The sequence below is a fragment of the Streptomyces sp. 3N207 genome, assembly GCF_052246355.1.
In the GTDB taxonomy this organism is placed as follows: domain Bacteria; phylum Actinomycetota; class Actinomycetes; order Streptomycetales; family Streptomycetaceae; genus Streptomyces.
In genome coordinates this window covers 175,289-197,111 of record NZ_JBQQBV010000010.1, presented here as the reverse complement: position 1 = coordinate 197,111, position 21,823 = coordinate 175,289, and the positions used below count along the sequence as shown (strand labels likewise).

Below are 21,823 nucleotides of genomic sequence, written 5' to 3'. Positions count from 1 at the left end.
CTCAGAGTCCCCGCACGGCCGCGATCGTGAACGGCGTCTGCGGTGTACCCGGGCCCATCGGCCCGCCCTTGTCGAACTGTGAACGGACCACGAACAGGGTGCCGTTCGCCCGCGCGAGGGTGGTGGGCAGCTGCAGATCGGGGTCGCTCGCCCGGGCCTCCTGGCGGGCTTCGGTGCCGTCGTGGCTCAGCCGCCAGCGGCTCAGCGCGTTGTCCGTGTTGTGTACGACCCACAGCCGGTTGCCCGCGGTCTCCAGGCCGTCGGCGTTGCGCAGGTCGGCGCCGTGCAGCCGGACGCGGGACACCTTGCCGGTGACCGGGTCGAGGCGGTAGAGGCCGCCACCGGTCATGTCGGCCGTGAGCAGATAGCGGCCACCGGGTCCGGCCGCGATGCCGTTCAGGGCGTAGGGGTTTTCGCCGGACGGCGGGGGCAGCACCCCGTTCAGGTCGAAGCGGGCGACCAGCCGCCCGCGTCCTCCCTCCGCCTGCGCGCGGGCCAACTGCGCAGGCGTGACGCGGTAGACGACATTGCGCACGCTGTCCGTCAGATAGGCGGAGCCGTCCGGGGTCAGGACAAGGTCGTTGACGAAGGAGGGATCGGTGCCGGAGACGTCGAACCGGGCCAGCAACTTCCGGGTGCGGGTGTCGTAGACGGAGACGCCCTGGGTGGAGTCGGTGACCCACAGCCGTCCCGCGTCGTCGACCTTGAGCCCGTTGGCGGTGTGCCGCCCGTCGGCACCGGCGGGCAGGAACGTCTCGGCCACCCGGTGGCCGGGTGTCATCCGGTAGACGGCACCGGTCTCGTACGACCCCGCGTACAGCCGGTCCGAACGGGGATCGGCGGCGATCCCCTCCGGGTAGACGCGGTCGCCGGGCAGTTCGTACGCGGTGGAGATCCGCAGCTGGGAAGCGTGCGAGGGGTGAGCGGCAGGCGCCGTGTGCGCGGTCGGCGCTGGGCCGGCGGCCGGCGCGGTGAACGCCGTGAGTGCGGTGGCCGCCGTCGCCACGGCGAGCGCGGTCAGCGCGACACGGCGCCGGGAGAGGGGGAGTGTGCGGGAAATGGTGTGCCTCCAGTGGCAGAAGGGGCACGGGCGGCGCGCATGGCCGCCACGGTTCTGAGACCCCTATCGGCATGACGTGTACACACGTTAGTTAGAGCTCTAATCTTCGTCAAGGTACTTATGCATGTGCCGGTCGATACGATGCAGGGATGACCTCCATGCCCGCCGCCGAGCGCCTCGGCTCGCACATCAAGGCCGCCGAGCACGCGCTCAGCGCGACGAAGCACGCCGTGCTCAAGCCCGCCGGGCTGACGGTCCCTCAGTACGCGGCGCTGCTCCAGCTCGCGGAGAACCCCGGCATGCCGGCGGCGGCCCTCGCCCGGGCGTGCCGGGTGACGGCGCCGACGATGAACACGATCCTCAAGAACCTCCAGCAGCGCGGTCTCATCACCCGCACCCCGCACGCCTGGCACCGCAACGTGCTGGAGACCCGGCTGACGGAGCAGGGCACGGAGGTGATGGCACAGGCGGACGAGAACGCGATCCGCGTCGAGCGGGGACTGGCCGCCGCGTTCACCGACGAGGAGCGCGAGCAGCTGATCTCGCTGCTGGCGCGGAGCGTGGAGTATCTGGAATCGGTACGGCCGGAGTGAGCCGGCGACCGGCGCTCCGGTGAGTGGGGCCGCGGGTCACTCGCTCCGGAAGCGGTCCCAGAGCCGGGGCAGGCGGTCGGCCAGCGCTGCCGGATCCTCCATGTCGAGAGGGATGCCGTCGGGGTCGGCCGGCGCCTCCGGCAACCCCAGGTCCGGCAGAACGGTACCGGTCAGCTGCTCGTACGCCTCGTCCGCCGCGAAGCCCAGCTCCTCGCCGTCGCCGTCCAGCTCCTCGTCGAAGTCTTCCAGCAGTTCCGCGAGCGCGTCGGCGTCGTGCGCCGCGCCCTCGAAGACCTCCCGGCCCTGGCCGATCAGCCAGCAGCGGAAGGCGTCGAACACATCGTCGCTCGCGCCGTCCAGCAGAATCCAGGCAGCTGCCCACAGGTCCCACTGATAGGCACGGTTGTAGCGCGACTCGAAGTGGCGGGCGAAGTACGTCACCGCGTCGGGGTCGAGTCGTGTGAGCCGCTCGACCAGCAGATCCGCCTGCTCCTGGGCGTCGCCGTCGGCCTCCTGCCGGGTGGAGTCGATCAGCTCCCAGAACTCCGTCTCGTCCATCACGCCCTCAGCATCGGGCCTGGACGCCCACAACGCACGCGGAGTGCGCCAGATGCGGCTGTGTCGTTATGAGACGTGATGCAGAGGTGATACCTGGCACATACCCGACAGAGGCTGTCCGGTATCGCTGTCAGCGTGTTCCTCCTGTGCACGAGCTGTGCACGAGAACAACAGCGAGGAGGAACAGGTGCAGCACGAACCGAGCAGCTCCCAGGGGCCGCTGGCCGGCAAGGTCGCCCTGGTCGCAGGCGCCACCAGAGGAGCGGGCCGGGCCATGGCCGTCGAGCTGTGCCGGGCCGGGGCCACCGTCTATGCGACCGGCCGCACCACCCGGGAGAAGGCCAGCGAGGTCGGCCGGGCGAGCGAGACCATCGAGGAGACGGCCGAACTGGCGACCGAGGCGGGCGGGAAGAGAGGCGGTACGGGCATCGCCGTCGCTGTCGACCACCTCGACCCCGAGCAGGTGCAGGAACTGATCGCACGTATCGACCGCGAACAGGGCGCCCTCGACATCCTCGTCAACGACCTGTGGGGCGGCGACCACCTGGTCGGCTTCGGCAAGAAGCTGTGGGAGCACGATCTGGCCGAGGGGCTGCGCGTGCTGCGGCTCGGTATCGACAGCCACCTGATCACCAGCAGCTACGCCCTGCCGCTGCTGAACCGGCGGCCCGGCGGGCTGCTGATCGAGGTCACCGACGGCACCGAAGAGTTCAACCAGCGCTACCGGGAGCCGGTCTACTACGACCTGGCCAAGGCGGCCCCGCTGCGGATGGCCCGCGCGCTGGCGGAGGAGACCAAGGAGTACGGCACCACCGTGGTCTGCCTGACCCCGGGCTGGCTGCGCTCGGAGGCGATGCTCGATACCTATTTCAAGGTGACGGAGGAGAACTGGCGGGACGGCTGTGCCACAGACCCGCACTTCGCCATCTCCGAGAGCCCCGTCTTCGTCGGCCGCGCCGTGGCCGCGCTCGCCGGAGACCCGGACGTGGCCCGCTGGAACGGGCAGTCCCTCTCCAGCGGCGGACTCGCCCAGGTCTACGGCTTCACCGATGTGGACGGCTCGGCGCCCGACGCCTGGCGCTACATCACCGAGGTCGAACACGCGGGCAAGTCGGCGGACGTGACCGGCTACCGCTGAGCCGCAACGCCGTCCGGCTCCGCACCGGAAGGTCCGTAGAGGGCCGCCGTCCGCCGCGCCGCGTCCGCGAAGCGCTCCCGCAGCGACGGCGGCCCCAGCACCTCGCACTCCGGGCCCAGAGCGAGCAGCTGGCTGTACCCGACCTCCTCGTTCTCCACCCGCAGCGTCACCGTCGTACGGCCCTGATCGTCGACGGTGCCGTCCGCCAGCGCCTCGTCGGCCGCGGCCCGGTCGATGACGTACCGCAGCCGGCGGGCGCCGGGCCCGGTCAGCCGCAGTGCCACCTCCCACCGCTGGAGGGAGCGGGCGAAAGCCGCCGCCTGCTCCGTCCAGAACGCGGCGAGGTCGAAACCGGTGTCGCGGTCGAAGTGCTCGTCGTGGACGGAGACCTCGGTGAACCGGCCGACCCGGTAGACCCTCCAGGGGCTGCGGTGCGGGTGCCCCGCGTCCGCCGGGACGCGGGCCGCCAGATACCACTGGCCCGCCTTCAGCACCAGCCCGTACGGCTCCAGCTCCCGCTCCACCTCTCCGCCGTCCCGCTCGTCCCTGCGGCGGTAGCGGACGGCGACCTGCCGGTCCGACCAGACGGCGTCGGCCAGCGCGGGCAGCAGCGGCGGTGTCTCGGGCGCCTGCCACCAGCCCGGGGCGTCCAGGTGGAAGCGCTGCGCCGCACTGTCGTGCACATTGCGCAGCGTGGGGTCGAGCGCAGCGGAGACCTTCAGTTTCGCCGCGGAGGCCGCGTCGTCCAGCCCCAGGTCCCGCAGGGCCGAGGGCACCCCGGACAGAAACAGCGCCTCCGCCTCGCTGCGGCCCATACCGGTGAGGCGGGTGCGGTAGCCGCCGACCAGCCGGTAGCCCCCCGCGCGGCCCCGGTCCGCGTACACCGGCACACCTGCCTCGGAGAGCGCCAGGACGTCACGCGAGACGGTGCGCTCGGAGACCTCCAGCTCCTGAGCGAGCTCCGCGGCCGTCATCTCCCGCCGCGCCTGGAGCAGCAGCACCATCTTGATCAGCCGGGCCGCCCGCATGCTGAATACCTCCCGCAGTTACCGTCCCGCCCGTTATACAGCGAACCCCGCGCCCCGAAGGGGCGCGGGGTTCTGCGCGCTCGGCCACACCACACCCGCACGCAACGGGGCAACGGGCAGCCGCAGGGGACAGGCGTGGGCGGCAGTGCCCTGGCGGCGCCCCCTGGGCGAAGCCCTCTGGCGGCGCCCCCTGGGCGAACCCGGCGAAGCGTAGGCCGACGGCCTACGCGAGGCCGTACTTCTCGGCGGCCTGGCGCACCGTCTCGGACTTGACCTCACCACGCCGCGCAAGCCGCGACAGGGCAGCCACCACCACGGACTCCGGGTCCACGCCGAAGTACCGCCGCGCGGCCTCCCGGGTGTCGGAGAGCCCGAACCCGTCGGTCCCCAGCGAGGCCCAGTCCTGCTCGACCCACTGGCTGATCTGGTCGGGCACGGCCCGCATCCAGTCGCTGACGGCCAGCACAGGGCCCGGTGCGCCCTCCAGCGCGCGGGTCACATACGGCACCCGCTCCTCGCCGCGCAGCGCAGCCGCGTCACACTCCAGGGCCTCGCGGCGCAGCTCCGTCCAGGACGGCGCCGACCACACATCGGCGGCCACGCCCCACTCCTCGGCAAGGATCCGCTGGGCTTCGAGCACCCAGTGGATGGCCGTACCGGAGGAGAGCAGCTGGATACGGGGCGCGTCGGCGGAGGCGTCCGCCGCCTCCTTGAAGCGGTAGAGCCCCTTGAGGATGCCCTCCTCGATGCCCTCGCCCTCCGGCATGGGCGGCTGCACCTTGGTCTCGTTGTAGACCGTCAGGTAGTAGAAGACGTTCTCCTGCGCCGCCGCGTCCGGCCCGTACATCCGGCGCAGCCCGTCCTTGACGATGACGCCCACCTCGTAGGCGAACGCCGGGTCGTAGGAGATGACCGCCGGGTTGGTGGAGGCCAGCAGGTGCGAGTGACCGTCGGCGTGCTGGAGGCCCTCGCCGGTCATCGTCGTACGGCCGGCCGTGGCGCCGATGACGAAGCCGCGGCCGAGCTGGTCGGCGAGCGCCCAGAACTGGTCGGCGGTGCGCTGGAACCCGAACATCGAGTAGAAGATGTAGAACGGGATCATCGGCTCGCCGTGTGTGGCGTACGACGTGGCAGCCGCGGTGAAGTCCGCCAGCGAACCGGCCTCGGTGATCCCCTCGTTGAGGATCTGGCCGTCCTTGGCCTCCTTGTAGTACAGCAGCTGGTCGCGGTCGACCGGGTCGTAGTTCTGGCCGAGCGGCGAGTAGATACCGGCCGACGGGAACAGCGACTCCATGCCGAACGTACGCGCCTCGTCGGGCACGATCGGCACCCAGCGCTTGCCGGTCTCCTTCTCCCGCATCAGGTCCTTGACCAGCCGGACGAACGCCATGGTGGTGGCGATCTCCTGCGAGCCTGAGCCCTTCTTCAGCACGTCGAAGGGCTTGTCGGCGGGGGAGGGCAGGCCGACCGGGTGCACCTTGCGGGCCGGCGCGGGGCCGCCCAGCTCGGCGCGGCGCTCCTGGAGGTAGCGCACCTCGGGGGAGTCGGGGCCCGGGTGCACGTACGGCACCAGCTCGTCGTCCAGCTTGCTGTCCGGGATGGGCAGCTCCAGCAGGTCCCGCATGGCGCGGAACTCCTTGCCCGTGAGCTTCTTCATCTGGTGGTTGGCGTTGCGGGACTCGAAGCCCGGGCCCAGCGTCCAGCCCTTGACGGTCTGCGCCAGGATCACCGTCGGGGCGCCCTTGTGCTCGACGGCCGCCTTGTACGCCGCGTAGACCTTGCGCGGCTCGTGGCCGGCGCGGGAGGTCTTGAACAGCTCGGTGATCTTGTCGTCGGACAGCAGCTTGCCGATCTCGACGAGGGCGGGGGAGGCGCCGAAGAAGTGCTCGCGGATGTAGCCGGCGTCGCGGGTGGCGTACGTCTGGAACTGCGCGTCCGGCACCTCGCGCAGCCGCCGGGTCAGCGCGCCGGTGGTGTCCAGCGCGAACACCTCGTCCCAGGCGGAGCCCCACAGCGACTTGACGACGTTCCAGCCGGCGGCGCGGAACTGGCTCTCCAGCTCCTGCACGATCTTGAAGTTGGCGCGGACCGGGCCGTCCAGGCGCTGGAGGTTGCAGTTGATGACGAACGTGAGGTTGTCCAGCTGCTCGCGTCCGGCCAGGGCGAGGGACGCGGTCGACTCGGGCTCGTCCATCTCGCCGTCACCGAGGAAGGCCCACACGTGCGAGGAGGAGGTGTCCTTGATCCCGCGGTGGGTCAGATAGCGGTTGAACCGCGCCTGGTAGACCGCGGAAATCGGACCGATTCCCATGGAGACGGTGGGGAACTCCCACAGCCACGGCAGCCGGCGCGGGTGCGGGTAGGACGGCAGCCCGTCGCCGCCCGCCTCCTGGCGGAAGCGGTCCAGGTGGGCCTCGGTGAGGCGGCCGTCGAGGAAGGCGCGGGCGTAGATGCCGGGGGAGGCGTGGCCCTGGACGAAGAGCTGGTCGCCGGAGCCTCCCGGAGCCTCCTTGCCCTTGAAGAAGTGCTCGAACCCCGTCTCGTACAGCCAGGCCGCCGAGGCGAAGGTCGCGATGTGACCGCCGAGACCGTAGCGACTGCCGCGGGTGACCATGGCCGCCGCGTTCCAGCGGTTCCACGCGGTGATACGGGACTCCATCGCCTCGTCGCCCGGGAAGGCGGGCTCGGCCGAGGTCGGGATGGTGTTGACGTACTCCGTCTCCAGCAGGGCCGGTACGGCCAGTCCGCTGTGCTGCGCGTGCTCTACGGTACGACGCACCAGGTACGCGGCTCGTTCGTCGCCCGCATGCGCCGCGACGGCGTCGAGCGACTCGCGCCACTCGCCGGTCTCCTGCGGATCACGGTCCGGGAGCTGGTCCAGCTCGCTCGGACGCGGGCGTACGGGATCGGGCATGGTGGCCACCTTCCGGACGTGTAGGCCCCTCCAAACGGGTCGGGAGGGCGGTTGTGCGGGTGGGTGTTGTGAACCCTGACGGGCAGGACAGGGGGCACCCAACGGAGGGACTGTACGCCTCTGATCGATGATCGATCAAAGGGTCCCGCTGAAATTGGCATTCCGTGCCGTGGAAGTAGGCACTCGATGCCGGAAACTCGCCGTTGCGCTGGGCTCGTCGCCGCGTGCGGGTCTCGGATGGCTGGTCGCGCCGTTCCCCGCGCCCTATCGGGGCGCCGGGGCGCAGCCCAGCACATGCTCCTTCACCAGCAGCCCGATGTCCGGGTCACATCGCTCGATGGCGGCCATAACAGCTTCGTGCTCCTCGGCGTAGGACTGCTGCACCGTGCCGAGCCAGCGGATCGACAGTGCGGTCCACACCTCGATCCCCAGGCCCTCCCAGGTGTGCAGCAGCACGCTGTTGCCCGCGGCGCGGACCAGCTCGCGGTGGAAGGCCACGGTGTGCCGCACCTGGGCCTCCCCGTCCTCATGCCGGTCGGCCTCGTACAGGGCCGCCACGTGGGGCCGCAGCGCCGAGACGTCGCCGGCCAGCCGGGGCACCGCCAGTTCGGCGGCGATCTGCTCCAGCCCGGCGCGGACCGGATAGATCTCCTCCAGATCCGCCGCCGACAGCTCCCGTACCCGTACGCCCTTGTTCGGCGACGACTCGATCAGCCGCAGCGCCTCCAGCTCCCGCAGCGCCTCCCGCACCGGGGTCTGGCTGACCTCCAGCTCCACCGCGATCCGCCGCTCCACGATCCGCTCGCCGGGCTTCCACCGCCCGCTGACGATGCCCTCCACAAGGTGCTCGCGGATCTGCTCGCGCAGCGACTGGACGACGGGCGGGGTCATGGAAGCTCCTTACCGATTGCCTGGCGAGTCGATGCCGAGGGCGCTATAGACGATACGACCAACTGAGGCACTCCGTGCCACCCCCGGAGGGCTGCCATTCCCGACCGGGCCGAAGGGAGCCGGCGCTCCGTTGACGGCGGACGGCTACGATCCTTGCCGTCATACCCTTACGTGGAGTTGAGCGTGCGCGCTGTCCGCTTTGCTGGTCAATGGGGGACGAGATGACCTTCGAACGTGAATGGACGCAATTGAAAGCCGGCCAAGAGCCGCAGGAAACCCGCATGCAACTGAACCACGCCCTGCCTGCCGACGGCGCGGGCGGCGGTGCGGCTTCGGGCGAGCCCGTTCTCGTGGTGCACCAGGACGATCTTGGTGCCGTCGGACACGAGGCGTTCAAGCTGCACGGGGCGCTGCGGAAGAAGGCCGACATCGCCAACGCAGGCCGGGGCAAGGGAGATATGTGCTCCACTGCGAGTGCGGCGAAGGAACTGTCTTCCCATCACCTTCTCACGGGCGACGAACTCGACAACACGCTCGCCATGTGGGGTTCCCAGGTGAAGACGGTACTTCAGATGTGTGCCCATATATCGAATCACCTGGACTATTCGAAGAAGGCTCACGAGAACAACGACATCGAGATAGCCGCCTCGATGCGCCACCGGGACGGAACGCCGATGAGCCCGTCCGAGATCCTCAAGTACGTGAAGTAGCGGCAGTGAGCGGGAGGCGGACGGGTGGCTAAATTTACGTACACCGATCTCATCGAGTTGGACCTGGGCAAGCTCAAGTCCGCGGTCGACGACTGGAAGACGATGGTGGACGATCTCGCAGACCTGAGGACGCTGGTCACCGACGGATTGCGGGCAAAAGCGAAGGCGGCTGACTGGAAGGGCGCCGACGCCACAGTGACGAAGAAATTCGTCGACGCCACGGCCACCGAGATCTGGGATCTGCACGCGGAAGCGAAGAGTATTCACGCCGTTTTGGACGACGCACACTCCGAGCTTTCCCATATACAGAAACTGGCGAAGTCGTTGACGCATGAGGCCAAGGCGGGCTCACCCGATATAAAGTCCAAAGACCCCAGCCTCCTGATCATCGACGGCAAAGACGGAACCGTGCGGGTCTCGCCGATGGAGTGCCGGGTGGACGGCTACATCCCGGCCCCGGCGCAGGGGTTGATCGAGTACTACGCCCAAAATCTGACCGACCTGGTCGCGCATGCCGCGGAGATCGACAAGGTCACCCGGGATCTGCTGCGCAAGAGCCATGGAAAGTCGCCGCACAACGCGGGTCATGGGAAGTACACCTCGCTCGACGCCGCCCAACTGCCCCGGGCCATGAAGCTCGCCGCGCAGGGCGACAGCGCCGGCAAGGAGGAGAAGGCCGAGCTACGACGACTCTGGCAGTCTCTGAGCCCGGGAGCCCGTGCCGAAGTGTGGGAGAAGCACCAGGACGGGCTGAAGGACGCCGGGATTTTCGGGCCCACCGTCAAACGAATCTCGCCGGACGCCGGGTCCGGACAGCACGGGGCCCGAGAGCCGGGGGTACGGGAGCGCGTGACCGAGGCGGAGATGCTGGCATTCGCCGGGGGCGGGGGCTGGCTGGGCATGTCGGATGCCTCTCGGTACCTGGACCATTACTTGTCGAACGACGGCAGCCCCCTGGAGATTTCCGTCGACAAGATGATGGATGACTCCGACGACTTCAAGGAATATACCGAAGAGTTGATCAAGAGCCAGGAGGGCGAGTGGCGCGACCAGGCGTTGCAAGAATTCAAGAACAACGGCAACAGGCCGGTTTCCATCCCTGTGGAGACCAGCGCCAACGGTTACAGGTTCGATCAGGACGACGATCCGAACTGGTTCTACGCCATCGGTTCGGCGCAGGCCAACGTGACCGGCGTGGTCACTGTGAAGGCCGATGACAACGGTGATCCCAAAGTCGGTCTCGATTACCAGGTGAACGTATGGGACCGTTACAACTGGTCCAAGGGAAAGGGAATACATATCGGCCCGATTTCCGTTCCTGACGGACAGCCTGCGAGCCTTCATGAGACCGGATTGGCCAAAGAGTTCGACGTGTCCGGCAACAGTTCGGTCTTGCGCCGCGAACTGGTCGACACCCCGGGGGAGGGCACATTCCCGGAGCCGGAAGGGCCCGGTCTGGGGCGGGACGGCGGAAGGGCAGACCCTGACCGGCAATTGTGAAAACGCTGGCAAGAACGACGGGAGGCCCCTCATGTCGCGGACTGCACGCTTGACCGTCATCATCGGCGCGGCCGTGCTGGGCGGTGCGGCCGCTCTCATCCTCGGGCTTTCCCTCCTCGCCGACACGGTGAAGTCGGACCAGGCCGAGAAGGAAGAGAAGTGCTGCTGGAAGAAGGGCGTGACGTCGGCGTCGCTGAGCCGCAAGGTGGGGGTACGGATACCGGATGACGCCACCGAGAAGCGGGCAGCCCTCAAGACCGGCTCCCGATACGACACTGCGCTGCTGACTTTCACGCTTCCTGCAAAAGAAGCGAAAGAGTATCTCGCCGACTTGAAGCCGCCGGACGAGGAGATGGTTTCCAACGACCATCCCGAAGGGCCCGACTACCGCCCCACGGCGCCCTTCCGCCGGTTGCACGTCCCGGAGCCCGAGACCCTCACCGAGGGGCTGCGCACAATATCGCTCTGCCCGGACAGTGCGCCTGTGGAGGAGGTGGGCGAAGAGCCTCCCGGGCTCAAACGCCTGAACCACTGCGTCCGCCTCTTCACTCACGACTTCGAGCCCGGTGCCACGCGCCTCTACATCAGGTCGGACATCGAATAGGCCGCTCCGGGGGCAACCCACCCCGCGCACGCGACGGTGCCCCCGTCACACGGCAGGTGTGACGGGGGCACCGCTTTCGGCGGACGTGGGCCTTTACAGCCCCAGCTCGCCCTCGAACTCGCCGGCCTCCAGACGGGCCTTGACGTCGTTGAGGTAGCGGGCGGCGTCGGCACCGTCCACGAGCTGGTGGTCGTAGGACAGGGTCAGATAGACCATGTCGCGGATCGCGATGGTCTCGCCCAGGTCCGGGTGGTTGACGACCATCGGGCGGCGCACGGTGGCACCGACGCCCAGCTCGGCGACCTGCGGGTAGTTCACGATGATGGTGTCGAAGAGCGCGCCCCGCGAACCGGTGTTGCTGATCGTGAACGTGCCGCCGGACATGTCGTCCGGGCCCAGACCGCCCTCGCGGACCTTCTTGGCCAGCTCGGCGGTCTTACGGGCGATGCCCGCCAGGTTGAGGTTCCCGGCCTCCTTGATGACCGGGACCATCAGACCCTTCTCCGAGTCCACCGCGATGCCGATGTTCTCGACGTCGTGGTAGGTGATGGTGCCGTCGTCGTTCAGCCGCGCGTTGACGGACGGGTGGGCCTTCAGCGCCTCGGCCGCCGCCTGCACGAAGAACGGCATCGGCGAGAGCTTGACGCCCTCCCGCGCCGCGAAGGAGTCCTTCGCGCGGGCCCGCAGCTGCATGATGCGGGTGACGTCCACCTCGACGACCGTGGACAGCTGTGCCTGGCTGTGCAGCGCCTTCATCATGTTGTCCGCGATGAGCTTGCGGATCCGCGGCATCTTCACCGTCTGACCGCGCAGCGGCGACGGCTCCAGCTTCGGCGACGTCGGCCGGGCGGCAGCCGCCGGAGCGGCGGGGGCCGCCGGAGCCTGCGCCTTCTTGGCCTCGGCCGCCTCGATGACGTCCTGCTTACGGATCCGGCCGCCCACACCGGTGCCGCGCACCGCGGAGAGGTCCACGCCCTGCTCGGCCGCCAGCTTGCGCACCAGCGGCGTCACATAGGCGCCTTCGCTCTCCGGCGCCGCTGCCGGGGCAGGAGCGGCCGGGGCAGCCGGAGCGGCAGGGGCCGCAGGCGCCTGCGCCGCGGGAGCGGGCTGAGCCGGAGCGGGCTGGGCGGGCGGCGCCGGCTGGGCCGGAGCAGGCTGGGCCTGCGAGGGCTCCGGGGGCGTCTGCGGCGCGGCGGGCTGCACCGGAGCGGCCGGGGCCTGCGGGGCCTCCTGCACGGGCTGCGGCGCGGCCTCGGCAGGCTTGCCCGGGGCCGAAGGGGCGGGGGCAGCGGCGGCCGGAGCGGCACCGGCCGCACCGATGACGGCCAGCTTGGCGCCGACCTCGGCCGTCTCGTCCTCGCCGACGCTGATCTCCAGCAGCGTGCCGGAGGTCGGGGCCGGGATCTCGGTGTCGACCTTGTCGGTGGAGACCTCCAGCAGCGGCTCGTCGGCCTCGACCTCGTCACCGACCTGCTTCAGCCAGCGGGTGACGGTGCCCTCGGTGACGGACTCGCCCAGCGCGGGCAGCACCACATCGGTGCCCTCGGCCGCGCCGCCGCCGGACGGGGCCGCGGCAGCGGGCTCGGGCTGCGGCTGCGGCGCGGGCTGCTCCGCGGCGGCCGGAGCGGCAGCCGGGGCCTCGGCCGGCGCGGGCTGCTCGGCGGCCGGTGCGGCGGCCGGTGCGCCGGAGCCGTCGTCGATGATGGCCAGCTCGGCGCCGACCTCCACCGTCTCGTCCTCGGCGACCTTGATGGAGGCGATGGTCCCCGAAGCGGGGGCCGGGATCTCGGTGTCGACCTTGTCGGTGGAGACCTCGAGCAGCGGCTCGTCGGCCTCGATGTGCTCACCCTCGGCCTTCAGCCAGCGGGTGACGGTGCCCTCGGTCACGCTCTCGCCGAGCGCCGGCAGGGTTACGGAAACCGCCATGGTTTCTGTTGCTCCTTACAAAACTGTGCGGATGGGTCGCGCCCTGACTGGAACCCGGCGGTCAGTCGTGGGAGTGCAGCGGCTTGCCGGCCAGCGCCAGGTGCGCCTCGCCGAGCGCCTCGGTCTGCGTCGGGTGGGCGTGGATGAGCTGGGCCACCTCGGCGGGCAGCGCCTCCCAGTTGTAGATGAGCTGGGCCTCGGCGACCTGCTCACCCATGCGGTCACCGACCATGTGGACGCCGACCACGGCACCGTCGCGCACCTGGACGAGCTTCACCTCGCCCGTCGTCTTCAGGATCTTGCTCTTGCCGTTGCCCGCGAGGTTGTACTTGAGCGTGACCACCTTGTCGGCACCGTACCGCTCCTTCGCCTGCTCCTCGGTGAGGCCGACCGAGGCCACCTCCGGGTTGCAGTAGGTCACGCGCGGCACACCGGCGTAGTCCAGCGGCACCGGATTCAGCCCGGCCAGCCGCTCCGCGACCATGATGCCCTCCGCGAAGCCCACATGCGCGAGCTGGAGAGTGGGGATGAGGTCACCGACGGCGGAGATCGTCGGGACGCCGGTGCGGCAGTACTCGTCCACCGTCACGAAACCGCGGTCCATGGCGACCCCGGCCTCCTCGTAGCCCAGGCCCTCGGAGACCGGGCCGCGGCCGATGGCCACCAGCAGCACCTCGGCCTCGAACTCCTTGCCGTCCGCCAGCGTGACCTTGACACCGTCGCTGGTGTACTCGGCCTTGTCGAAGAAGGTGCCCAGGTTGAACTTGATGCCGCGCTTGCGGAAGGCCCGCTCCAGCAGCTTGGAGCTGTTCTCGTCCTCCACCGGCACCAGGTGCTTGAGCCCCTCGATGACGGTGACGTCCGCGCCGAAGGACTTCCACACCGAGGCGAACTCGACGCCGATGACGCCGCCGCCCAGGATGATCGCGGACTTCGGCACCCGGTCCATGACCAGCGCGTCGTCGGAGCTGATGATGCGCTCGTGGTCGATGGTCAGACCCGGCAGCGACTTCGGCACGGAGCCGGTCGCCAGCAGGATGTGGCGGCCCTCGTAGCGCTGGCCGTTGACGTCCACGGAAGTGGGCGAGGAGAGGTAGCCGCTGCCCTCCACATAGGTCACCTTGCGGGAGGCGACCAGCCCCTGCAGGCCCTTGTAGAGCCCGGAGATCACGCCGTCCTTGTACTTGTGGACGCCGGCCATGTCGATGCCCTCGAACGAGGTCTTGACACCGAACTCGGCGCTCTCCCGGGACTGGTCGGCCACCTCGCCGGCGTGCAGCAGCGCCTTGGTCGGGATGCAGCCCCGGTGCAGGCAGGTACCGCCCAGCTTGTCCTTTTCGATGAGGGCGACATCAAGACCGAGCTGCGCGGCGCGAAGGGCAGCGGCATAACCGCCGCTGCCGCCTCCGAGGATCACTAGGTCGAAAACGGTGCTGGCGTCGTTCGCCACGTCACGTCCTCCATGCATGGGTACGCCGTAGCCGGTCTCCTGCGACCGGGCGGCTTGAGGTTCGGCCGCTTTTGTCTGCTCGGCCCTTTATGTACCGGCTTCTGGCAAGCCGTGCGGGGCCCTGTCCTGCCAGTCACCCATCTTCGCACGCCGCCGGAGAACCCGGACGTGGGGCCCTGGAGGGCCTGAGGGCGAAGCCCCCAGGCCCCTCGGCCGGGCAGGTTCAGCCCAGGGACGGCAGGTCGCCCTCGGCGGCGCGCTCCGCGAAGCGGACCAGCGTGCGCACCGCCGAGCCCGTGCCGCCCTTGGGGATGTAGCCGAACGGGCCGGAGTCGTTGAAGGCCGGGCCCGCGATGTCCAGGTGCGCCCAGGGCGTGCCCTCGGGAACGAACTCCTTCAGGAACAGGCCGGCCACCAGACCGCCGCCCATCCGCTCGCCCATGTTGGCGAGGTCGGCGACCGGGGAGTCCATGCCCTTGCGCAGATGTCCGGGCAGCGGCATCGGCCAGGCGGCCTCGCCCGCCTCCTCGGCCACCTCGTGCAGCGCGGAGCGGAAGGCGTCGTCGTTCGCCATGATCCCGAACGTCCGGTTGCCCAGCGCCAGCACCATTGCGCCGGTCAGCGTCGCCACGTCCACGATCGCGTCCGGCTGCTCCTCACCGGCGCGGGTCAGCGCGTCCGCCAGCACCAGCCGGCCCTCGGCGTCGGTGTTGAGCACCTCCACCGTCTTGCCGCTGTACATGGTCAGCACATCACCCGGACGAGTGGCCGAACCGGACGGCATGTTCTCCGCCAGCGCCAGCCAGCCGGTCACATTGGCCCGCAGCCCCAGCCGGGCCGCGGCGACGACGGCGGAGAAGACGGCGGCGGCACCGCTCATATCGCACTTCATCGTCTCGTTGTGGCCCGCGGGCTTCAGCGAGATGCCGCCCGAGTCGTAGGTGATGCCCTTGCCGACCAGCGCGAGGGACTTCTTCGCCTTCGGGTGCGACCAGCCGATACGGACCAGCCGCGGCGGCTGCGCCGAGCCGTTGCCGACCCCCAGGATGCCGCCGTAGCCGCCCTTGGCCAGCGCCTTCTCGTCCAGCACCTCGACGGTGAGGCCGAACGCCTTGGCCGCGGCCCGGACCTCGGCGGCGAAGGTCTTGGGGTCCAGCCCGTTGGCCGGGGTGTTGATCAGATCGCGGGCCCGGTGCACCTCTTCGGCCACCACCAGCGCCCGCTCCACGGCCGCCTTGTGCGCCTTGTCCCGCGGCTTGGCGCCGATCAGCGCGATCTCCGCGAGCGGCGCCGAGGAGTCCTTGGCGGCTTTTCCGGTCTTCTCCTCCTTGCCCCGGTACGCGGTGAAGGAGTACGCACCCAGCAGCGCGCCCTCGGCAACCGCCGACACCGCCTCGGCGTCCTCGACGGGCAGCGCGAACGCGGCCTTCTTGGTGCCGGACAGCGCACGGGCCGCGGCGCCTGCCGCGCGGCGCAGCGCCTCGGTGTCGTACGACTCCTGCTTGCCGGCCGCGTTGCCGAGGCCGACCGCCACCACGAGCGGGGCCTTCAGACCGCTCGCCGGTGCCGGCAGCTTGGTGACCTCGCCCTCGCCGCCGCTCGCGCCGAGCGTCTCCAGCGTCGCGGCCAGCTTGCCGCCGTACGCCTTGTCCACGGCCTCGGCGCCGGGAGCGAGGACGACGGACGCCTTGGCCGTGCGGGTCGCTTTGCCGCCGGTGTCGCGTTTGGCGATGCCGACGACGACAGCGTCCGCGCGCAGCGTCGCCGCGGACGAGGAGCTGAGAGTCAGTGCAGACACGTGGGAGAGACCTTCTTTCTGGACTTGACTTCGAAGGCGCAGGGGCGCCTCCGGCTTCGGACGCTCCCGGCATCGTATGCCCGCATTCCCACAACGTCGGGGGAGTTACGGGCGTGCAGGATCAAAGGACCGCAAGCACAACGAGCGTGCCGCAAGCCGCAACCTCGGCCACAGCGCCGAACACATCCCCCGTCACACCCCCGAACCGCCGCACACAGCGCCGCAACAACACCTCAGCGGCACACAGTCCGAGCACGGCGCCGGCCGCAGCCCCGACCACCTGCCCCGCCGACCCCGCAACAGCGGCCGACCCAGCGGCCGGCACCGCGACACAGCACCCGGCCACCCCCAGCGCAGCGCCGAACGGCACTGTCTCCGCGACAGCAGCGCCGAGCCCCTCGGGCCGCGCGGCGGGAACGCCCTCCCGGGAGGCGAGGGTCAGCGCACCCCGCGCGACGACGGCGGAGGCCACGGCGCCGACGGCCCCCCAGGCCCACCCCTGTCCGTACAGCGCGGCGACCGCGGCCACCTGGCCCAGCAGCGTGAACACCAGCGTGATGACGCCGAACGGCCCGATGTCGGACTGCTTCATCACCCGCAGCGCCTCCTCGGCGGGCCGTCCGCTGCCCAGCCCGTCGGCGACGTCGGCGAGCCCGTCGAGATGCAGGCCCCGGGTCAGTACGGCGGGCACCGCGACGGCCGCGACCGCGGCGAGCAGCGGAGAGGCCCCGCACCACAGCAGCACGGCGCCCACGGCGGCGGCCACCAGCCCCACCACCAGCCCGACCAGCGGCGCGCACACCATGCCCGTCCGCGCGGCGGCCCTGTCCCACCGGGCGACGCGTACGGGCAGCACGGTCAGCGTGCCGAACGCGAACCGCAGCCCCTCGGCTGTCGAGGCCCTGTTGGTGTCCGCAGGCGGCGAGGAGGATTCCATGGCCGAGCAGGCTACCGGCGCCGCCCGCACCGCCCGCGGCCTCAGGTGGCGTCCATCGCCCCCACCCCGGAAGCCTGCTCGGCGGACGGGTCCTCCGCCGGGTCCACCGGCCCTTCCCGCACCGGGAGTTCGGCGGCGAGCGCTGCCGCGGCCCGCACCAGGGGCAGAGCCAGCAGCGCGCCGGTGCCGCCGCCGACCTCGACACCCTGTTCCAGCAGCGGGTCGGCGGCCAGCCGGTCCAGCGCCTTGGCCTGTGCCGGTTCGCTGCCGGCCTGGCCCGCCAGCCACCAGTCCGGGGCACGGAAGGCCACCCGCTGGCCGACCAGCGCGCACGCCGCGGAGACGACCCCGTCGAGGATGACCGGGGTGTGCCGTACCGCGGACTGCAGCAGGAACCCCGTCATCGCCGTCAGATCGGCGCCGCCCACCGTCGCCAGCAGCTGCAGCTGGTCGCCCAGTACGGGCCGGGCCCGGCGCAGTCCGTCGCGGATGGCGGCGCACTTGCGCATCCACGTCAGGTCGTCGATGCCGCCCCCGCCGCGCCCGGTCACCACGGAAGCGTCGGTGCCGCACAGTGCGGCGACCAGCGTTCCGGCCGCCGTGGTGCCGCCCACGCTCAGATCGCCGAGCACCACCAGGTCGGTCCCGGCGTCGGCCTCCTCGTCGGCGACGGCCATCCCCGCGCGGAATGCCGCCTCGGCCTCGTCCGGCGTCAGCGCGTCCTCGATGTCCAGCCGCCCCGACGAGCGGCGCACCCGGTGCCGGGTCACCTCGGCGGGCAGTTCGCCCGGGTCGCAGTCGAGCGCCATGTCGACCACGCGGACCGGCACTTCGAAGCGCCGCGCCAGTACGGCCGCGGGGGAGGCGCCGTCCAGCAGCTCGCGCACGAGTTCCACGGCGGTGCCCGGCTGCCGCGTGGAGACACCGAGTTCGGCGACGCCGTGGTCGCCCGCGAAGACCACCAGGCGCGGGGCGGCGACCGGCCGTACCGGCACCCGGGCCTGCGCGGAGCTGAGCCACTCGCCCACGTCCTCCAGTCGCCCCAGCGCCTGCGGGGGCAGCCCGGTCAGCGCCCGGCGTTCCTCGGCTTCCCGGCGCAGACCGCCGTGCGGCCGCTCGATGAGGTCGGAGAAGTCATCCAGATCCAGGCTGCGCTCGCTCATGCTCGCCGAGCGTACGTCAGCCATTGCGGGCTGCGCAGGGGGGTGCCCCTTGCTGTGCGTCGCAGGCTGCGGGTGCTTTCTGGCTGGTCGCGCAGTTCCCCGCGCCCCTTACTTGGTTGCCCCGCAAGCTTGGGCAGTCTGCTCCCCCAGCCTCCGGCCGGGAGGTGCCCCCAGGGCGCAGGGTGGGCAAGCGCAGCCCCCGGTGCGGGGTACGCACAATCGTCGGCCGAACCTCTTACCGCAGCGGCAGCACCACGCCCGCCACCGCCAGCAGCACGTGCTCGCACTGCTCCGCGAACATCGCGTTCAGCCTGCCCAGTTCGTCCCGGAACCGCCGCCCGGCCGGGGTCGCCGGCACCACCCCGGAGCCCACCTCGTTGCTGACCGCCACCAGCCGCCGCCGGGTGCCCCGTACGGCCTCCACCAGTGCCCGTACTCGCGCGGCGAGCTCCGCGGCGCCGCCCCGCGCCCACCGGTCGTCGTCCCACGCCTCCACCTCGTCCATGGTGTGGGTCAGCCACAGCGCCAGACAGTCGATCAGCAGCGGCGGCCCGTCCTGCTCCAGCAGCGGCACCAGGTCGCAGGTCTCCTCGGTCCGCCACGAGGCGGGCCGCCGCTCGCGGTGCTCGGCCACCCGGGCGGCCCACTCGGAGTCCCCCTCGCGGGTGCCGCCCGTTGCCACGTACACCACCCCGGGGAACGCGGCCAGCCGCCGCTCGGCCTCCACCGACTTGCCCGAGCGCGCCCCGCCCAGCACCAGCGTCCGGCGCGGGATCTCGGAGACGTCCACGCCACCGTGGAACTCACCGACCGTGAGCGTCGTACCGTCCGGCACCGCGCGCGCACCGGCCGCGGCCAGCCGCCGGTGCAGCTCGGGGCCCGGCGGTACGTCGTGCCCGAGGTGGACGGCGAGCACATCCGTGGCCGCGCCGACCGGGCCCGCGTCCCGCAGCCGGGCCAGCGCGTCCGGCCGCCCTACCACGTCCAGCAGCACCACCTCGTACGGGCCGCCGTGACCGCCCCCGCTCCCGGCGAGCGCGGCACCCGGCGGCAGATAGAGCAGCCGCTCGCCGTCCGGGCCGGTCACCAGATAGCCGGTGCCCGGCGAGTCCAGCGCCAGCGCCCGCACCCGATGCCCGCTGATCAGCGCCAGCTCCTGCCGCTCCGGCACCCGGACGGGGGCAGGCAGCCCGGCGGGCACCTCCAACGCCGGCCCGTCGTGCGGATGGGTGAGCAGCACCTGCCGTACGCCGCTGAGCGACTGCCCGGCCCGCGCCGCGGCGAACGCGGGTCCAGGGGTCAGGTCGAGCAGCAGGGTGCTGTCCACCAGCAGCGCCGTCGCGGCCCGCGCCTCGTGGCCGGTCGCGGCGGCGCAGCGCGCGCAGGGGCAGTCGGGCCGGGGGAGACCGGCGGGTTCGCCGGTGCCGAGCAGAGTGAGTTCCACCCTCTGATCGTCTCGTGAGCTGCCGCCGCGTGCGCACAGGGGACTACGCTTCCGGGAGCAACCGGCGATCTTACGGAGGCACTGATGGCGTGGACGTGGCGGTTCGAGAAGGCCGACGGCACCGAGACGGAACCCGCCGTGCAGCCCGAGGACTTCCCCACCCAGTCGGACGCCGAGTCCTGGCTCGGTGAGGTGTGGCGGGAGCTGCTGGAGGGCGGGACCGATCAGGTGACCCTCCAGGAGGACGGCAGCACCGTCTACGGGCCGATGAGCCTGCACTCCGCCAAGGAGAGCGACACCGGGGGCGCCGCCTCGGAGTGAGGGCGAGCTCCCGCTGCGGGGTCTGATCTTCCCGCGGAACCGCTACCCTCGGTACTCATGAACGTACGTGGCGCGGTTTACGTGGTTCTGCGGGGTCCGGCCGAGAAGCGGGACCGGACACTGACGACGCTGAAGAAGGCGGGCATCTTCGCCGAGAAGTCCGTCCGCGGCTCCGAGGTGATAGAGGCGTTCTTCTACGGGGGCGACGAGCGCCCCAGCCCTCGCTTCATGGACGCCTGCGCCGCGCATGTCGCCAAGGCGGCCATCGGCACCGACTTCAAGGTCGCGGAGACGGGCACCATCAGCAGCGCTGCCGCCTCCCGTCGGCTGGCCTACAACCGGCGGACGGGGGAGTGGCTGGGTGCCTTCATCGACACCCAGGCCCCCGCGCCCGCCCGCGCCGAGACCCTCGCTCACCTGGCCCGCGAGCGGGGCATCGACATCTCCGACATAGAGCTCCGCGAGCCTCCGGAGTTCCAGCCCCCGGGAAGCTGAACGTACGGGCGCTAGGCCCGCACCCCGAACAGGTGCAGCGACTCCGCCACTCCCCGGTACGGGTCCGTCCGGCAGGCGCGCTCCTCCACATCGAGGGCCTCCGCGCTCGTGGCCGTATCGTCCGTTGCGAAGACTCCCACGCCGTACCAGCGCTCCATGGGCACCCCGATCCGGGCCAGGAACGAGGTCAGCGACTCCAGCCGCAGAAGGCGGTCGCTCTCGGCGGGTTCGGCCACCAGGGCCGCACGGGCGCCGGCCCAGTCACCGCCGAGCCCCGGGCGCATTGCCCGTGCCGTCACATTGGGCAGCACCAGCGAGAGCAGCCCTCCGGTGTCGAGCACCCGGGCGAGCCCGGCCAGTGTGCTGTCCGGGTCCCGTGTCCTGCCGAGCACATCGTGGCCGAGCACCACGTCGAAGGTGCCGGGCAGAAAGTGGGCCCCGGTGTCCTGGCCGCTGCCGGCCATCGTGCGGAAGCGGGCGCGGATGCCCTCGGGCTCGTCCGCCAGTGCCGCGTCGAGAGCGGCCAGCCGCGCCGGATCGGACTCCAGCCCCGTCACCGCGTGGCCCGCCCGGGCCAGCCGCAGCGCCTGCGCGCCGCCGCCCAGCCCGGCGTCGAGCACTCTGAGCCGCCGCCCCACCTCGAAGCGCGCGGCGATCCGCTCCTCGAGCTGCCGGGCGACCAGCTCCTGCCGGATCAGGGCTTCTCGCCGCGGGCGACCTGCGGCTTGGGCAGGCGCATACGGCGCATCTGAAGGGTCCGCATCAGCGCGTAGGCGATGGCGCCCCGGCGGTTCTCGTCCGGGTAGCGCTCGCGGATCTTCTTCTTCAGCCGTACGGAGATGCCGATCGAGTCGACCACGATCAGCAGGATCACCACGAGCCACAGCAGCAGCGAGATGTTCTTCACCTGGAGCGAGGGCAGCATGCTCAGGACGAGGATGATCACGGCCAGCGGCAGGAAGAACTCCGCCACGCTGAACCGGGAGTCCACGAAGTCGCGCGCCAGCCGCCGCACCGGGCCTTTGTCCCGTGCGGGCAGATGACGCTCGTCCCCGCTGGCCAGCGCCTCGCGCTGCTTGGCCAGCGCGGCCCGGCGGGCCTCGCGCTGCCGCTTGACCGCGTCCTTGCGGGTCTGCGGCCCGGCCACCGGGCGGCGCGGACCGCGCGCCTCGTTGCGCTTGGGGGTGGGGCGACCCTTGGGGGCTTGCGGGTCGCGGGGCTGCTGGGACTCGGCCGCCGTCACCTGAGGTGAGTCGGCCTGTCCTGCTTTCGTCGAACGGCTACGGAACACAT

20 protein-coding genes are annotated in these 21,823 nt (G+C 71.1%); 7 read left to right on the top strand and 13 right to left on the bottom strand.

Annotated elements, in window-relative coordinates; translation table 11 throughout:
- Nucleotide 1: 1 nt before the first annotated feature.
- Entirely contained in the window at nt 2–1,006 is a 1,005-nt protein-coding gene (locus tag ACTWP9_RS17860) for an SMP-30/gluconolactonase/LRE family protein (protein ID WP_443247169.1), read from the bottom strand.
- A gap of 203 nt (nt 1,007–1,209) precedes the next feature.
- On the opposite strand from ACTWP9_RS17860, the gene ACTWP9_RS17855 reads away from it, so the two are divergent.
- Nucleotides 1,210–1,653 (top strand): MarR family winged helix-turn-helix transcriptional regulator, encoded by a 444-nt coding sequence (locus tag ACTWP9_RS17855; RefSeq protein ID WP_443247168.1) that lies wholly within the window; start codon nt 1,210–1,212, stop codon nt 1,651–1,653.
- Nucleotides 1,654–1,689: 36 nt separating this feature from the next.
- Here the strand turns inward: ACTWP9_RS17855 and ACTWP9_RS17850 are convergent, their stop codons facing one another.
- Nucleotides 1,690–2,211 carry a DUF4240 domain-containing protein gene (locus ACTWP9_RS17850; protein ID WP_443247254.1) on the bottom strand — a complete coding sequence of 174 codons (522 nt, stop codon included), beginning with the start codon at nt 2,209–2,211 and terminating at the stop codon, nt 1,690–1,692.
- A 157-nt stretch (nt 2,212–2,368) separates the two neighbouring features.
- Between ACTWP9_RS17850 and ACTWP9_RS17845 the strand changes: the two genes are divergently transcribed.
- Nucleotides 2,369–3,349, top strand: a complete 981-nt coding sequence (locus ACTWP9_RS17845; protein ID WP_443247167.1) for an SDR family oxidoreductase — start codon at nt 2,369–2,371, stop codon at nt 3,347–3,349.
- Here ACTWP9_RS17845 and ACTWP9_RS17840 read toward each other — a convergent pair.
- The 3 genes from ACTWP9_RS17840 to ACTWP9_RS17830 all read right to left on the bottom strand — a co-directional run bounded on the left by ACTWP9_RS17840 (nt 3,340) and on the right by ACTWP9_RS17830 (nt 8,182).
- On the bottom strand, nt 3,340–4,377 hold the full coding sequence (locus tag ACTWP9_RS17840) for a helix-turn-helix transcriptional regulator (protein ID WP_443247166.1): 1,038 nt from the start codon (nt 4,375–4,377) through the stop codon (nt 3,340–3,342). The genes ACTWP9_RS17845 and ACTWP9_RS17840 overlap by 10 nt on opposite strands.
- Nucleotides 4,378–4,600: 223 nt before the next feature.
- Nucleotides 4,601–7,291 (bottom strand): pyruvate dehydrogenase (acetyl-transferring), homodimeric type, encoded by a 2,691-nt coding sequence (gene aceE / locus ACTWP9_RS17835; protein ID WP_443247165.1) that lies wholly within the window; start codon nt 7,289–7,291, stop codon nt 4,601–4,603.
- A 264-nt stretch (nt 7,292–7,555) separates the two neighbouring features.
- Complete coding sequence (locus tag ACTWP9_RS17830; protein WP_443247164.1) at nt 7,556–8,182, bottom strand: GntR family transcriptional regulator; 627 nt, start codon at nt 8,180–8,182, stop codon at nt 7,556–7,558.
- 221 nt (nt 8,183–8,403) lie between these two features.
- On the opposite strand from ACTWP9_RS17830, the gene ACTWP9_RS17825 reads away from it, so the two are divergent.
- The 3 genes from ACTWP9_RS17825 to ACTWP9_RS17815 are packed head-to-tail and all read left to right on the top strand — an operon-like array spanning nt 8,404 to nt 10,996.
- Complete coding sequence (locus tag ACTWP9_RS17825; protein ID WP_443247163.1) at nt 8,404–8,892, top strand: hypothetical protein; 489 nt, start codon at nt 8,404–8,406, stop codon at nt 8,890–8,892.
- 24 nt (nt 8,893–8,916) lie between these two features.
- Nucleotides 8,917–10,392 (top strand): hypothetical protein, encoded by a 1,476-nt coding sequence (locus ACTWP9_RS17820; protein ID WP_443247162.1) that lies wholly within the window; start codon nt 8,917–8,919, stop codon nt 10,390–10,392.
- A gap of 31 nt (nt 10,393–10,423) precedes the next feature.
- Nucleotides 10,424–10,996, top strand: a complete 573-nt coding sequence (locus ACTWP9_RS17815) for a hypothetical protein (protein WP_443247161.1) — start codon at nt 10,424–10,426, stop codon at nt 10,994–10,996.
- A gap of 93 nt (nt 10,997–11,089) precedes the next feature.
- Here ACTWP9_RS17815 and sucB read toward each other — a convergent pair whose 3' ends face one another.
- The 6 genes from sucB to ACTWP9_RS17785 form a co-directional block, all read right to left on the bottom strand.
- Nucleotides 11,090–12,922, bottom strand: coding sequence for a 2-oxoglutarate dehydrogenase, E2 component, dihydrolipoamide succinyltransferase (gene sucB, locus ACTWP9_RS17810; protein ID WP_443247160.1), 1,833 nt, complete (start codon nt 12,920–12,922; stop codon nt 11,090–11,092).
- A 61-nt stretch (nt 12,923–12,983) separates the two neighbouring features.
- On the bottom strand, nt 12,984–14,390 hold the full coding sequence (gene lpdA / locus ACTWP9_RS17805) for a dihydrolipoyl dehydrogenase (RefSeq protein ID WP_443247159.1): 1,407 nt from the start codon (nt 14,388–14,390) through the stop codon (nt 12,984–12,986).
- 205 nt (nt 14,391–14,595) lie between these two features.
- Nucleotides 14,596–16,170 carry a leucyl aminopeptidase gene (locus ACTWP9_RS17800; RefSeq protein ID WP_443247158.1) on the bottom strand — a complete coding sequence of 525 codons (1,575 nt, stop codon included), beginning with the start codon at nt 16,168–16,170 and terminating at the stop codon, nt 14,596–14,598.
- Between the two features lie 121 nt (nt 16,171–16,291).
- Nucleotides 16,292–17,107, bottom strand: coding sequence for an adenosylcobinamide-GDP ribazoletransferase (locus ACTWP9_RS17795; protein ID WP_443247157.1), 816 nt, complete (start codon nt 17,105–17,107; stop codon nt 16,292–16,294).
- 41 nt (nt 17,108–17,148) lie between these two features.
- Nucleotides 17,149–18,270 (bottom strand): nicotinate-nucleotide--dimethylbenzimidazole phosphoribosyltransferase, encoded by a 1,122-nt coding sequence (locus ACTWP9_RS17790; RefSeq protein ID WP_443247156.1) that lies wholly within the window; start codon nt 18,268–18,270, stop codon nt 17,149–17,151.
- A 235-nt stretch (nt 18,271–18,505) separates the two neighbouring features.
- The gene (locus tag ACTWP9_RS17785) at nt 18,506–19,714 is read right to left on the bottom strand and encodes a bifunctional adenosylcobinamide kinase/adenosylcobinamide-phosphate guanylyltransferase (RefSeq protein ID WP_443247155.1); all 1,209 of its coding nucleotides are present in this window, start codon (nt 19,712–19,714) and stop codon (nt 18,506–18,508) included.
- An 84-nt stretch (nt 19,715–19,798) separates the two neighbouring features.
- Between ACTWP9_RS17785 and ACTWP9_RS17780 the strand changes: the two genes are divergently transcribed.
- Together ACTWP9_RS17780 and ACTWP9_RS17775 are read left to right on the top strand one after the other, a co-directional pair.
- A complete protein-coding gene (locus ACTWP9_RS17780; protein WP_443247154.1) occupies nt 19,799–20,035 on the top strand; it encodes a hypothetical protein in 237 nt (78 codons plus the stop codon).
- Nucleotides 20,036–20,092: 57 nt separating this feature from the next.
- Nucleotides 20,093–20,530 (top strand): hypothetical protein, encoded by a 438-nt coding sequence (locus ACTWP9_RS17775; RefSeq protein WP_443247153.1) that lies wholly within the window; start codon nt 20,093–20,095, stop codon nt 20,528–20,530.
- An 11-nt stretch (nt 20,531–20,541) separates the two neighbouring features.
- On the opposite strand, the gene ACTWP9_RS17770 is transcribed toward ACTWP9_RS17775, so the two are convergent.
- Both ACTWP9_RS17770 and ACTWP9_RS17765 read right to left on the bottom strand, forming a co-directional pair.
- Nucleotides 20,542–21,228, bottom strand: a complete 687-nt coding sequence (locus ACTWP9_RS17770; RefSeq protein ID WP_443247253.1) for a class I SAM-dependent methyltransferase — start codon at nt 21,226–21,228, stop codon at nt 20,542–20,544.
- Nucleotides 21,225–21,821: a DUF3043 domain-containing protein gene (locus ACTWP9_RS17765; RefSeq protein ID WP_443247152.1), complete on the bottom strand. Its 597-nt coding sequence runs from the start codon at nt 21,819–21,821 to the stop codon at nt 21,225–21,227. The genes ACTWP9_RS17770 and ACTWP9_RS17765 overlap by 4 nt, the downstream gene beginning before the upstream one ends.
- Nucleotides 21,822–21,823: the final 2 nt, after the last annotated feature.